Source organism: Streptomyces sp. IBSBF 2435 (assembly GCF_036815005.1).
GTDB lineage: Bacteria > Actinomycetota > Actinomycetes > Streptomycetales > Streptomycetaceae > Actinacidiphila.
Genome location: NZ_JAJSYW010000119.1, coordinates 15,745 through 28,462 on the forward strand (window position 1 = coordinate 15,745; position 12,718 = coordinate 28,462).

The following is a 12,718-nucleotide window of genomic DNA, read 5'->3' on the forward strand; positions in this document are numbered from 1 at the left end:
GCGGACGGCTTCAGCGGCATCACACGCAACGCCCGCAGCGCGGGTTCGCACGCAGGGTGTCCGGTTCTCGCCGCCGAGGGTGTAACGGGTGGGGCTCGCGTGCCGGACGGGGTGCATCCGATCGCGCTGCGCCGCACTCGCGCTGAGCGGCGTCGCCCTCGTCCCCTCCCCCGCGCACGCCGCGCTCGGCACCCTCACCTGCACCGGCTGGAGCTGCACGACGTACATCCCCGGCATGGCCGCTGCCGTCCGCCCCACGACGGTGACCGTGGTCGGCTGAACGTCATCGACGCGCACGGTCCGACCGGCAGTTGCCCGGCACTCGGCTCCAGCGCATCAGCCGGCGTCACCGGCTCGGCTGCGCCCGGTGCTCCCGCTCCGGCCCTCCGCGCCGCCCGGCGGTGCCGGGTCCGGGGCCGACGGACGCGGGCAGGCGGCCCGGACGGGGTGGGACCGGGCCGCCTGGTGTTGCGAGGAGTGGTCAGTTGTAGAGGTTGGCCTCCGTGATCGACCACCAGCTGGTCGAGGTGCCGGTCTGGACGACCTTGACGTACCGGGCCGTGGTAGCCGGGAACGTCGCCGTCACCTGGGCGCCGCTACCGGTGCCGGTCGCCACCGCGGTGCCGAAATTCGTACCGTCGGCCGAGGTGAACACCTGATAGCCGCGGGCGTAGTCGCTCGCGCTGCCGCCCGAGTCCATGACGAGCTTGGAGAAGGTCTTCGCCGCGCCCAGGTCGAGGGTGAACGACTGGCCGTTCGCCATCGGTACGCCGCTGCTCCACCGGGTGCCGGCGTTGCCGTCGAGCATGTTCGCCGGGACGTCACCGCCGCCGGTGGACGACGCGGTCGCCGTCCAGCCGGTACGGGGCAGGACCGCGCCCGTGCCGCCCGTGCCGCCGGTACCGGTGCTGCCGTCGGTGAACACGTTCAGCTCGGCGATCGACCACCAGCTGGTCGAGGTGCCGGTCTGGACGACCTTGACGTACCGGGCCGTGGTAGCCGGGAACGTCGCCGTCACCTGAGCGGCGCTACCGGTGCCGGTCGCCACCGCGGTGCCGAAATTCGTACCGTCGGCTGAGGTGAACACCTGATAGCCGCGGGCGTAGTCGCTCGCGCTGCCCGCCGAGTCCATGACGACCTGGTCGATGCTCTTGGCCGCGCCCATGTCGAGGGTGAACGACTGGCCGTTCGCCATCGGCGCCCCGCTGCTCCACCGGGTGCCGGCGTTGCCGTCGAGCATGTTCGCCGGGACGTCACCGCCGCCGGTGGACGACGCGGTCGCCGTCCAGCCGGTACGGGGCAGGGCCGTCTGCGTGGTGCCGCCGCCCGTGCTGCCGCCGGCGACCGTGGTGGTGCCGGTGAGCCGGATGTCGCGCGACGAGGAGCCGACGTAGACGGTGTTGGTGCCGGCCGCGTTGGTCCAGCCGTTGTTCCAGAACTGGAAGCTGCGCGCGTCCAGGGTGATCGCCACGTGCTGGGTCTGGCCGGCGTTGAGGTTGATCCGGGTGAAGCCGCGCAGGTTCTTCGGCGGCTCGCCGACCGAGCCGGGCTGGCCGACGTACACCTGCGGAACCTCGGCCCCGGCGCGCGAGCCGCTGTTGGTGACGTCGAAGCCGACCGCGACGCTGCCGTTCGCGTCCGGCTGGCCGACCGACAGGTTCGCGTAGCTGAACGTGGTGTACGACAGGCCGAAGCCGAACGGGAACAGCGGTGTGAGGTTCTGGCTGTCGTACCAGCGGTAACCGACCTTGAGGCCCTCGGAATACTGCACCTGGCCGTTCTGGCCCGGCCACTGGGCGGTGGAGTGGGTCGGCCCCTGCGACAGCGCGGTCGGGAAGGTGACCGGGAGCTTGCCGCTGAAGTTCGTGTCGCCGAACAGCAGTGACGCGATGGCGTTGCCGTCCTCCTGGCCCGGATACCACGCCTCGACGACACCCTTGACTGCGCTGACCCACGGCATGGTGACCGCCGAGCCGCTGTTGACCACGACGACCGTGTCGGGGTTCGCCGCGGCGACGTCGGCGACCAGCGTGTTCTGCGCGGCCGACAGGTCGATCCCGTTCAGGTCGCCGCCCTCGGACTCGAAGTTCGAGACGAACACGACGGCCACCTTGGCCGCCCGCGCCGCGGCGACCGCCTGGTCGTGGAGGGTCTGGCCGGGGATGCTCCAGCCGAAGGTGGCGTTGCTGGCGCCGCCGCCGTTGTAGTAGTCGACCTCGACGGTGGCGGCCTGCCCGGCGGTCAGCGTCACGCTGCCGGTGCGGGTGGTGCTGGACTGGTTCGCCCAGTTGTTGACGATCAGCTGCCCGTTGACGTAGACCCGGGAGCCGTCGTCGCTGGTCAGCGAGAGCTGGTAGGTGCCGGAGACCGGCGGGTGCAGGGTGCCGGTCCACTTGGCCGACCAGTCGGTGGCGTTGACCCCGGGGCCGGGCGACGCGCCGCCCCACACGTCGTCGACGGTGGACTCGTTGCGGGTCAGGACCGGGGTGCCGGTCAGCCCGGTGTTGTTGTAGTACGACGCGGTCAGGCCGGCGCCCGTACCCGAACTCGGTGTCAGGTACGCGCTGTCCACCGGCGGGAGCGCCCCGCTGGAGGACGCGGTGCCCTGGGAGTAGGAGACGCTGACGCCGCTGCCGGCCCGGCTCTTGATGCCCTGGTACGGGGTGACCAGGTACGGGCCGTTGACCGCCGCGCTGCCGCCGCCCTGGGACATCGCGTCGGTGCCGGCGTCGTCGCCGATGACGGCGATCGAGCTCGTGCCGGCGGCGACCGGCAGGATGGCGCCGGTGTTCTTCAGCAGTACCGACCCCTCCTGCGCGACCTGCTTCGCGGTGGTGTTGTGGGCGGTGCTGGTCACCACCGAGCCGGTGGTGCCGGTCTGCGCGTGGTCGAAGAGGCCCGCCTTGAACATCGAGGTCAGGATCCGGCGGACGTGGTCGTCGATCGTCGCCTGCGACACCTGGCCGTTGCCGACCGCGGTGGTCAGCGCCGCGCCGTAGTAGTCGCTGCCGGGCATCTCCATGTCCAGGCCGTTGTTCGCCGACGCGACGGTGGAGTGGGTGGCGCCCCAGTCGGAGGTGATGAAGCCGTTGAAGCCCATGTCGCCCTTGAGCGCGGTCTTCTGCAGCGGTCCGTTCTCACAGGCGAAGGCGCCGTTGACGGCCGAGTAGGAGCACATCGCCGAGTCGGCGCCACCCTGCTTCACCGACGTCTCGAACGCCGGCAGGTAGATTTCCCGCTCGGTCCGGTCGGAGACGACCGCGTTGTCGGTGATGTTGTTGCGGTTGGTCTCCTGGTTGTAGACGGCATAGTGCTTGACCTGCGCCATCGGTCCCTGGCTCTGGATGCCCTGGATGTCGGCGGCGCCCATCTGACCGGCGAGGTAGGGGTCTTCGCCGAAGGACTCGAACGCCCGGCCCCATTGCGGGTCGCGCACGATGTTGATGGTCGGGGCCAGCACCACGTTGGTGCCCTTGCCCCACTGCTCGGAGCCGAGCACCTGGCCGTACTGGTTCATCAGCGAGGTGTCCCAGCTCGCCGCGCCCGCGACCGGCGCCGGCAGCTGGGTGACGTTGGTGAAGCCGTCCCCCGCCCCGACCGGACCGTCCTGGAGGTGCAGCGGCGGGATGCCGAGCCGGGAGTTGCCGTCGACACAGCCGACGTAGCCGCACGCCTGGCCGCCGTGCATCATCGCCAGTTTCTCAGCCTGGGTCATCGCGGCCAGCAGCTCGGTGGCGCGGTCCGCCGGGGTCTGCGCGGTGTTCATCCAGGGCTGGTCGGCGGCCGCGGCGGCCCGCTCGGTGACGGCGACGGCGCCGCTGCCTAGCAGCAGGGCCAGCGCCGTCAGCGCGACTCCCAGCGTGCGGCCGCGGGCCTTCGCGCGACGCCGGTGCGACCGGAGCCGCTCTTCTGGGCGGGGCGGTGCGTTCATACGTGCGCGCTCCGTTTCTGGCGACACGGCGTCCTTGCGCGACCACCGGGTCACCGGGAGCCCGGGCCGGACCGCAGGAGCTGTCCGGGCGCGGGCCTGGGTGGGGGGTATCCGGCCGGGGAGCCTGCCGGGCCAACGGTTGCGGGTGTGGCTCCGCTCGACGGACATAAACGACGGAGAGCGCTCTCCAACGGAGATGAGACTCGCCCACGCGCGTCCCCGTGTCAAGGATCCCGACAGCTTCTTTCACGCCTTAAAACAGCTGGCGCGAGCTTCCGTTTCGCTGTTCGGCACACTCGGCGGCGCCGTGGCAGAACGGCCGGTCGGGCGCGGCTGCACCCGGCCCGGCATCCCTCACCGGGCGGCGTGGCGGGGACACGGAGGCCCGGGCCGGTCCGCCGTGACGAACCCGACCCCCTGTGTAGTGGTGGCTCACGCCATAGGGGGCAGGCGAACCACCATCATGAGCCGGGCCCGTCGTCCCGCGTCGGTGTCCGGCAGGTGCGGTGGAAGGCGCGGTGGACGGGCGATGATCGGTGATGACTGAGCAGTTCCTTGTGGTGTCGGCCGGGCCGGGCGAGGTGATGCGGGCCCGCGGCTGGGCCAAGGAGCAGGTGGCGGGTTTCGCCTGGCCGACGCGCTGGCGCCCCGACGACGCGGCGGTCGCCCTGGTGGTGTCGGAACTCGTGACGAACGCGCTGCGGCACGCGGGCGGCCTGGTGGGGCTGTCGCTGGTGTTCGACGCGCGCCGTCTGCGGATCATGGTCAGCGACGACTCGCGGGTGCGGCCCACGCCCCGCCCGCGTGCCGCGGGCGGGTGGGGGCTGCTGATCGTGGAGCGCCTGACCGAGGCGTGGGGCGTGGTGCCCAGCCCCGGCGGCAAGCGCGTGTGGGCCGACCTCGCGGCGGCGGACGCCACGACCGTGCCGGCGCCCGTGCCCGCCGGCCACCGCCACGCCGGTGCGCCGGCCGCCCGTCAGGACTGCTTGAGCTGCTCCGCGGTGATCACCGGGAACAGCGCGAGCGCCCCCGTCAGGTCCAGGAGGTGGTGGACGGTGGGGCTCGGTGCCAGCAGGCGCACGCTTCCCTCCTGGTCCAGGGCGGTCTGGCGGGCCTGGACCAGCACATTGAGGAAGGTCGAGTCGGCGAAGGTCACACCGGCCAGGTCGAAGACCAGGTGGGGATGGTGACCGAGCGCGCGGTCCACCGCGTCGCGCAGCGATCCGGCGCCGTCGAGGTCGGCCTCCCCGGCCACCGTGACCACGCTGGGAGATCCCAGGGCACAGGTGACCGACAGCGGCGGTCCGCCTTGGTGAGCGGCATCGGCGGATGAGTCCATGGGCACTCCTGAGTCGAACTGTTGTCGGTTAAGCCTGTCATGACAGCAGTGGGTAGCAGGAGGTTTGAACGGTAAAGATCAGATCCCGTCTGGAAGACGGCGATCACTGGCGGCCGGTTTTCGGTCGTGTCCTCGGTGACGTCCGCTCCCGGGGGGGGGGGGGGGGGGGGGGGGGGGGGGGGGGGGGGGGGGGGGGGGGNGGTTGTGGGGGTGGGGGGGGGGGCGCCCCCCCCCCCCGGCGCCCGGGGGGGGGCCCCCCCCCCCCCCCCCCCCGGGAGGGCGCTCAGGAGGAGATGTAGATGCTGGCGCTGTCCGCCTCCGGGCTCGCCCAGTAGTACCCGTCAGGGAAGGTGACGCCGGCGACCGCGGCGGTGACGTACGTGGCCGCGCCGTGCGCCACGTCGGTGGTCTGGCCGCCCTGGGTGGTGCTGTAGGTGTAGCGGACCGTGCTCACGGCGACCACGGAGTTGTTCTTCGCCAGTGCGACCTGGACGGCGATGGTGTTGACGACGTTGGTGCACTGGACGCTGCCGATCGCCTCCACGCCGCCGCCCGGGTAGGCGCCCCCGTAATAGCGCAGCGGGGTGTTGGCGGTGAGCGTGCAGGTGATGGACGCGTACGGCGCGGTCGTCGACACATGGGTGAAGCTGACCGACGTCAGGGCGGGAGAGACCGCGCCGGGTGCGGACAGGCGCGGCAGAGCGCTTCCCGCGGCGGACGCGTGCGGGGTGGTGGCACCGGCGGCGCCGGCGGCGGCCAGTGTGGTCGCGACTGCCAGGGCCGCTCCGGCCAGCATCCGCGCGGCGCGGCGGCCGGATCGCGGTCGGTTCTCTGCTCGGGTCATCGTGTCTCCTCGGTCGTGACGGGCGGAACCCGGGGCGGTGCGTGGACAGGTGGGTGCACGTCCGGAACGGGACCGGCTGTCCGGGCGTGCGGTGTGGTTGCTGCTCGTGGTGTTCGCGTGTGCCGACGCGGCCTGCGTGGCCGGCGTGCGCCGTGCCGTGCGTACGGCGGCACGGGGCCGGCCGCTCTTGAGGCGTGCGTGATGCGCCGTGGCCCGGCGGCGGCCGGACATGTGTCCGCGGCCTCCGCAGGTGTCCCGTATGGGGCTGGGCTGTGCGGCCGTGCTCACCGCGGGACGGCTCTCCCGCCGTCAAAGCGGTGGAAATGTCTGACAATTCGGTGTTGCGCACTCAGCATCCAGGGGTGCCGTGCCGCCGTCAACTCGCCCTCGGAGAAATGACCGGATGGCACCGCACGGGACTCTGGCCGGTCCCGTCGGCCTCCCGCGGCGGCTGCCGGCCAAAGCCGGCCGACCTGCTGCCGCCCGCGCGTCCCCCGCTCTGTCCCCGCAGGGCGGCGGGCACCGGCACCGCCACCGGGAGCGACGCAGCGCCCGTATGGCCGGGGTCGCGGCCGCGCGCGGCCCGAAGCGCCGGGAAACCCGCAGGACGCGGCTCCCCCAGGGCCGTCCGAAAGGCAGCGCGCCGCACTCGCCGTTTGCGCCATCGGCCAGGGTCCGCCGGCGCCCTGAACACGCCACCGTCAGACGGGCCGCCGCTCCGGTTCCTGGTCCACGGGGTCCGGCTCGCTGTCGGACGGCGTGCGGCGCTTCCGGCGTGAGCTGGTGCGGTAGTCGGCGTAGGCGATCGCGGCCACCACCACGGGGACCGCGACAGCGAGGATCGCGAGCCGCGCCGGCTTCGCCGGGATGAGAGCGACCGGTATGAGCAGCGCCGTGCCCACGACGAGGACCGCGCGCCCTGCCAGGAACTGGGACATCGTCCGCCGCTGCCGCGCATGGCGGGGCGAGTCGCGGATGTCCGCCCACACCTGGTGGGCGGGCCGCTCGACGCCGGCGCGGCGGTTGGCGGCGTAGACGAGCAGGAATCGCACGAGCAGGTAGCATGCGAGGATGGCGCCCGCCCAGGCCCAGCCGGACGGGCTGTCCGGCGTCGAGGCGTGCGCCAGCTCCGTCATCCCCGAGGTCGCCATGGCTGCGTCCCCCCTTTTCTCCCCGGCTCGCCTGCCCGCCCCCGCGCACCGCACACCGCACACCGGCAAAGCCCCGGGACTGACGGGCGCCCCTCGGGGACGCGCAACGGCCGGCGTCCGCGCGCACTTCGCGCACGGACGCCGGCCGGTCCGGTGGAGCACGCGCCTTGGCGCCGGGGTCAGTTCCAGGCGTCCTGGTTGAGGAAACGTGCCGCCCCGCGCCAGCTGTTGGGCCCCATCACGCCGTCGACCGGTCCGGTGTAGCCCCATTGGGCGGCCTGGCGCTGCCACGCCTTGTACGTGTTGACGCCGGGCACCCCGTCGATCGGGCCGGTGTAGCCGTAGTGGTCCCGCATGTTGCGCTGGAGGGCCGCGTAGGTGTTCACCCCGGGGTCCCCGTCGATGGGGCCGGTGTAACCCGACTGGATCGACAGCCACTTCTGCGCCCGGCTCCAGAAGACGGGTCCTGGCACGCCGTCCTGCTCGGTGGTGGTCTTGGGCAGGCCGCCGGTGCCGCCCCCTCCTCCGCCACCGCTGCCCGGGGCGACCAGGTCGAACGCCGAACCCCTGGCGTAGTCGTGGTCCACCTTCGCGCTTCCGCCGACCGATCCGACCGAGCTGTACTGGTGGACGGCCCAGTCCGGGTATTTGCCGCCCAGTTCGGGATCGCCCTGCCGGGTGCCGTTGTTGGAGCCGTAGGCGGCGACCCACAGCTTGGCCCCGGTGGCGATGGTCTGAGGCCAGTTCCCGGCCCGCAGGTTGGCGGCGCCGATGTAGAACCACGGCACGGCGGTGCCGACCCGGCTCTGCACCTGCCGGAACCAGGCGGCGACCTGGGAGTCGTTCCACAGGTACGCGGAGTCGTCCAGCACCTCGTCGTCGAGCGCGAGCACGTCGCCCTGGCGGTAGTCGTGCAGGTGGTCGACGAAGTAGTTCGCCGCGTCGGCCGGGGCCTGGAAGTCGCCGGACAGCCAGTAGTGGCCGACCCGCAGCCCGGCCGCGCGGGCACGGTCCACCTGCGCGGTGTAGTAGGGGCTGACGTACGGTCCTCCGCTGAGCTGGCAGCCGCCCGCCTTGACGATGGCGAACCGCTGGCCCTGCGCGGCGGCGAGGCCCAGGTCGATGCCGGACTGCGAGGTCGCGATGTCGATGCCGTACGTGTCGGAGGCCGCCGCGGCCGTCCTCGCGGCGAGCGCGCCGGCGGCGGGTGTGAGCGTCGCCACGGCCAGCCCGCGTATCAGCGTTCTTCTGCGCACAGGTCTTCCTCGCATCTCCGGGGATCTACGTACGGACCTGTCGTCGCTACCCACATCTACGCGCGTTCATGACAACACTTCACCGGCGCGCCCACCCCGTCCCGGGCCGCTCAGGGCCGGTCCCGCACGGGCGGGCGGCGGGCGGAGCGCCGCAGGCGGGCGCGTACCGCTCGCTGGGCGACCGGGCCCAGCTCATCCAGCACGTTCACCAGTGCGGACAGCTGGTCCAGGGCGTCCAGGGCGCGGCCGGCGCCCTCCGGGTCCACGCCCTCGTAGAGTTCGAGGCCGACGAAAGCCGAGGCGACCGCGCGGGCCAGCCCTGCCACGTCCAGGAAGCCGGCGACCGGCGTGTCCGCCAGCACGCGCTCAAGCACCGTCTCGATCTCGTCGGTCCACAGCGCGAGGCCCGCCGCGGTGGCCGGGGCGAGCCGCGGCTGCGTCTGGGCTCCGGCCAGCAGCTGGGCGAGGACGGCGACGTTCCCGCTCGCGCGCTCCGCGGTGTGCATCTCGCGGCCCAGGTCCAGGAGTTCGCCCAGGCTGCGGACGGCGCCGAGCCGCTCCCGGTAGACGGCCACGCGCTGCTCGGCGCCGTAGCGGCAGGCGGCGGACAGCAGTTCGTCGACGCTGCCGAAGTGGTAGAAGACCAGCGCCTGGTTGACCCCGGCGGCAGCGGCGATGCTCCGTGCGGAGGCCTTGGCGATGCCCTGGCCGGTGAGGGTGGCGAGCGCCCCGGCCAGCAGCTTCGTCCGGGTGTCCGCGCTCACGGCCTCGCCTCTTCGCGCACCGGCCGCAGACCGTCGCGCACGCCGTGTTCCGCCGCGTCGACGAAGTCGGCCGTGAAGGAGCCGCCATAGCCGAAGAGCGGTCCGAAGCGCCGGTTGGTGACGGACACCTCGATCCGGAAGCACCGCGCCGTGTCGTCGTACGACTCACGCACCAGCGCGTCACCCCCGATCAGGTCGGGGACCCGGACGTCGACCGGCCCTTCGCGGAAGCGGTGCTGCCCCGAGCGGATCAGCAGCGCCCCGCCGGCGCCCACCGCGAGCCGCAGGTCGGTGGCGAGGTGCTGGTGGGTGCCGAGGTAGTCCACGACGCAGCCGCGCTCGGCGCTGTAGACCATCGTCGCGTCGAACCGCAGGTCGCGCCCCGGGAAACCGAAGGTCCGCACGAACGTGACGGTCTCCCGGCCGTAGGAGTCCTCGTAGGGGACGTTCTCGATGGTGAACGGGACGTCGCGGCCGGCCCGCGGGAGGAGGATGTTGCGGCTGCCGCCGAGCGCGAGGAAGGGCCGTACGAAGCTGCGGCCGTGCCAGACGCGGTCCATCGTGCCGCGGCCGACACAGGCCTGGGCGCTGTCGAGCCCGATGGAGAAGCGCCGCCGGATCTGCGGGTGGAGCCGGTCGAAGTCGGCGCCGAGGCCGCGCTGGAAGATCGAGGTCATGACGCCTCCGGGGCGGCGAGGCCGGCGAGCAGGGCGGGTGGTGCGGAGACGGCGCCCGCGGGCGGGCGGCGCAGGCAGCGCCGGGCGGCCGGAGTGACCGGCAGCGGCGGCAGCAGCAGCGCGAGCGCCGCGGCGGCGAGGCAGGCCGCGCGGGCCGGGACAGGTGCCGGAGCGAGGGCCAGGGCGACGGCCGCGGCGAGGGCGCCGAGGCGGACGGCGCACTCGCCGAGGGCGTGGCGCAGCGACCGCTCGGGCGGGATGCCGCGTTCGCACCACAGCCGCAGCCGGTCGAAGGACCAGGCGGTGGCCCAGCCCATGGCGGGCCGCAGGACGAGGCGGTCGGCCAGCCGCCCGAAGCGGCCCCAGCGCGGCCGGTAGTCGTAGCCGGTCAGGAAGCGGACGCCGTCCCCCGTCGGGACGTAGCGCCAGTAGCCGCGCCCTTCCTCGATGAGGGAGAGCGGGTGGGGCGAGGAGAAGCGGAGGGCGGAGGTGCGGGTGCCGTCCGGGCGGTGCCGCTCCCCCGCGGCGACCCCGACACCGGCGACCGTCAGGAACGGCAGGACGCGGGTGGCGTACCGGAAGCGCTGCGGCTCCCCCGGTGCGCACGGCAGGTAGGCGATGCCGGTGAACCGCAGGTCCCAGCGGCGGTGCTGCGCCGGCTGCTGCGTGCGGTCCCACACGGTGTCCACCCCGGCACGCACCAGTGCCTCGACGTACAGGCCCATCGCCGCCCCCCGCCCTCGATTTGAGCGACTGCTCAAATCCGAGCGTACCAACGGGGCGTGCGGGCGCGGGAGTCAGGGGGTGCGGCGCAGCAGCAGGGTGATGAAGCCGAAGCTGTCGCGGTAGGAGTGCAGCCATTCGGAGCGCCGGGTCGCGGCGGTGGCCAGGACGCCGGCGCTGTCCGGGTCCTCGGGGCGGTCGAGCGCCCAGCCGGCCAGGGTGCCCCAGCAGGACCATTCGTAGTCGTCCAGCTCGCGGCGGGTGCTGATGTGGCCGTGGACCGGGGTCCATCCGTCGGCGGCGACCAGGTCCACGGTGGTGGCCAGGCCCGCGAAGTCGCCGAGCATCCCGACGGCCTCGGGGGAGGGCGTGCGGTCCCAGAAGCCGTCGCCGATCAGGACCCGGCCGCCGGGTGCGAGGTGGGTGCGGGCCGCCGCGAGGACGGGGAGCAGCCCGCCGAAGGCGTGCGCGGCGCCGACGCTGAGCACCAGGTCGAACGGCTGCGGGGACACGAAGTCCGCGGCGTCCTGCTCGTGCAGGACCAGGCGTTTCCCGACCCCGGCGCGGACGGCCGCCTCCCGGGCCCGTGACAGGTCCCCGGCGGAGATGTCGACGCCCTCGGCGTGGACGTCCCCGTCGGCGGCCAGGGCGCGCAGCAGCCACTCGCCGCTGCCGCAGCCGAGGTCGAGCACGCGTTCGTCGCCGCGCGGGAGGCCTTTGTCCAGCAGCCGGCGCACGGCGTCGTCGTCGAGCGGGGCCTTGATCGGGTGATCGGCGTGGGCGATTGCGGAGATCTCTTCGCGATTCATCGGCGCAGCCTGTCAACGGCCCTCGGCGTCCGCACCTGGTTTTACGCCCCCGCCGGGCCGTACCGCGGTGCCGGCGCGGGGCGTTCACGCGTACGGGATTCGCGCATGCGTACCAATCCGGACGGTCGGGCGCTCCGAAGGAGGGGGTGGAGAGGTCTTCTCCCGCTGCCGGGCCGGCCGTCGGCCGACCGGCGGTGGTATCCGCAAGGAAAGGCTGGACATGATGCGTTCGACATCAGGACGGGTTCTGGCAGTGGTGGCGGTCGCGGCGGCGCCGCTCGCGGTGCCCGCGGCCGGGTGGGCGGCGGCGCCGGGGGACACCGAGGTCGCGTGGACGACGTATCAGGCGTCGCTGGATCCGGTGACGGCCAATCACGTCACCGGGCAGGGCAAGGCCATGGTGCAGCTGTCCGGCAACACCGCGAAGATCACCGTGACCGCGTCCGGGCTGGTGGGCGGCAAGTCGCCGCACGCGATGCACATCCACGTCGACGGCGGCGGCGTCTGTCCCAAGCCGTCGGAGGCCGTGGACCACAACGGCCACCCCTCGATCAATGTCGCCGACGCCATGAAGGACTACGGCATGATCGGCACCTCGCTGACCACCAGCGGCGACACGACCGACAAGAGCGCGCTGGCCGTGGACCGCTTCCCCGCCGGTTCGACCGTCTCCTACCACCGGACCGTGGAGGTCAGCGACGGCGTCGCCGCGAACCTCAAGTCCGGCAAGGCCGTCCTGGTCGTGCACGGCATCGACTACAACGGCAACGGGATGTACGACAGCGTCCTCGGCGCCAGCGAACTCGACAAGTCGCTGCCCGCCGAGGCCACCGACCCGGCGCTGTGCGGGGCCTTCACCGCCTCGCAGATGTCGTCGATGCCGTCCGGCGGCGCCGACACCGGGGACGGCGCCACCCAGGGCGGCCGCAGCGGCACCGGTATGGTCGCGGGCGGCAGCGCCGCGGTCCTGGTCGGTCTGGGCGCCGGCGGCTTCGCGCTGCGCCGGCGGGGCACCGCCGGCCGATGACCGGTATCCCCACCCGTGCGGGCCGCCCGCGGCGTACGGCGGTTCTCCTCGTCGTGCTCGCGGTGGCCTGCGTGACCGCGGGCGTCGCCGTCATCCTGGCAGGCACCGGGGGCGGCGGGGCGCCGCCGCCCCCGCCCCCCCCCCCCCCGGCCCGGCCGCTGACCCACCGCGTCGGCCAAAATCCCGCCCCCACCCTG

11 protein-coding genes and 2 pseudogenes are annotated in these 12,718 nt (G+C 73.4%); 4 read left to right on the plus strand and 9 right to left on the minus strand.

What is annotated here, in order from left to right:
• The first annotated feature begins 88 nt into the window (after positions 1 to 88).
• Positions 89 to 280, plus strand: coding sequence for a hypothetical protein (locus tag V7E46_RS22015; RefSeq protein WP_333770029.1), 192 nt, complete (start codon positions 89 to 91; stop codon positions 278 to 280).
• Between the two features lie 201 nt (positions 281 to 481).
• Here V7E46_RS22015 and V7E46_RS22020 read toward each other — a convergent pair whose 3' ends face one another.
• Complete coding sequence (locus V7E46_RS22020) at positions 482 to 3,931, minus strand: glycoside hydrolase family 3 C-terminal domain-containing protein (protein ID WP_333770030.1); 3,450 nt, start codon at positions 3,929 to 3,931, stop codon at positions 482 to 484.
• A 584-nt stretch (positions 3,932 to 4,515) separates the two neighbouring features.
• Between V7E46_RS22020 and V7E46_RS33955 the strand changes: the two are divergent.
• A pseudogene (locus V7E46_RS33955) lies at positions 4,516 to 4,812 on the plus strand (ATP-binding protein); the annotation flags it as partial.
• Between the two features lie 95 nt (positions 4,813 to 4,907).
• Here the strand turns inward: V7E46_RS33955 and V7E46_RS33960 are convergent.
• The 8 genes from V7E46_RS33960 to V7E46_RS22060 form a co-directional block, all read right to left on the minus strand.
• Positions 4,908 to 5,270 carry an STAS domain-containing protein gene (locus V7E46_RS33960; RefSeq protein WP_443054302.1) on the minus strand — a complete coding sequence of 121 codons (363 nt, stop codon included), beginning with the start codon at positions 5,268 to 5,270 and terminating at the stop codon, positions 4,908 to 4,910.
• A 283-nt stretch (positions 5,271 to 5,553) separates the two neighbouring features.
• The gene (locus tag V7E46_RS22030) at positions 5,554 to 6,114 is read right to left on the minus strand and encodes a hypothetical protein (protein WP_333770032.1); all 561 of its coding nucleotides are present in this window, start codon (positions 6,112 to 6,114) and stop codon (positions 5,554 to 5,556) included.
• A 701-nt stretch (positions 6,115 to 6,815) separates the two neighbouring features.
• Positions 6,816 to 7,265 (minus strand): hypothetical protein, encoded by a 450-nt coding sequence (locus tag V7E46_RS22035; protein ID WP_333770033.1) that lies wholly within the window; start codon positions 7,263 to 7,265, stop codon positions 6,816 to 6,818.
• Positions 7,266 to 7,444: 179 nt separating this feature from the next.
• Positions 7,445 to 8,521 carry a glycoside hydrolase family 25 protein gene (locus tag V7E46_RS22040; protein WP_333770034.1) on the minus strand — a complete coding sequence of 359 codons (1,077 nt, stop codon included), beginning with the start codon at positions 8,519 to 8,521 and terminating at the stop codon, positions 7,445 to 7,447.
• 110 nt (positions 8,522 to 8,631) lie between these two features.
• Positions 8,632 to 9,285 (minus strand): TetR/AcrR family transcriptional regulator, encoded by a 654-nt coding sequence (locus V7E46_RS22045; RefSeq protein ID WP_333770035.1) that lies wholly within the window; start codon positions 9,283 to 9,285, stop codon positions 8,632 to 8,634.
• Complete coding sequence (locus tag V7E46_RS22050) at positions 9,282 to 9,962, minus strand: DUF4166 domain-containing protein (protein WP_333770036.1); 681 nt, start codon at positions 9,960 to 9,962, stop codon at positions 9,282 to 9,284. Before V7E46_RS22050 ends, V7E46_RS22045 begins: the two co-directional genes overlap by 4 nt.
• On the minus strand, positions 9,959 to 10,687 hold the full coding sequence (locus V7E46_RS22055) for a hypothetical protein (protein ID WP_333770037.1): 729 nt from the start codon (positions 10,685 to 10,687) through the stop codon (positions 9,959 to 9,961). The genes V7E46_RS22050 and V7E46_RS22055 overlap by 4 nt, the downstream gene beginning before the upstream one ends.
• Before the next feature lie 72 nt (positions 10,688 to 10,759).
• Complete coding sequence (locus V7E46_RS22060; RefSeq protein WP_333770038.1) at positions 10,760 to 11,494, minus strand: SAM-dependent methyltransferase; 735 nt, start codon at positions 11,492 to 11,494, stop codon at positions 10,760 to 10,762.
• Positions 11,495 to 11,714: 220 nt separating this feature from the next.
• Between V7E46_RS22060 and V7E46_RS22065 the strand changes: the two genes are divergently transcribed.
• Positions 11,715 to 12,521 carry a hypothetical protein gene (locus tag V7E46_RS22065; RefSeq protein WP_333770039.1) on the plus strand — a complete coding sequence of 269 codons (807 nt, stop codon included), beginning with the start codon at positions 11,715 to 11,717 and terminating at the stop codon, positions 12,519 to 12,521.
• Positions 12,518 to 12,718, plus strand: a pseudogene (locus V7E46_RS22070) (hypothetical protein); the annotation flags it as partial. The gene V7E46_RS22065 and the pseudogene V7E46_RS22070, both read left to right, overlap by 4 nt.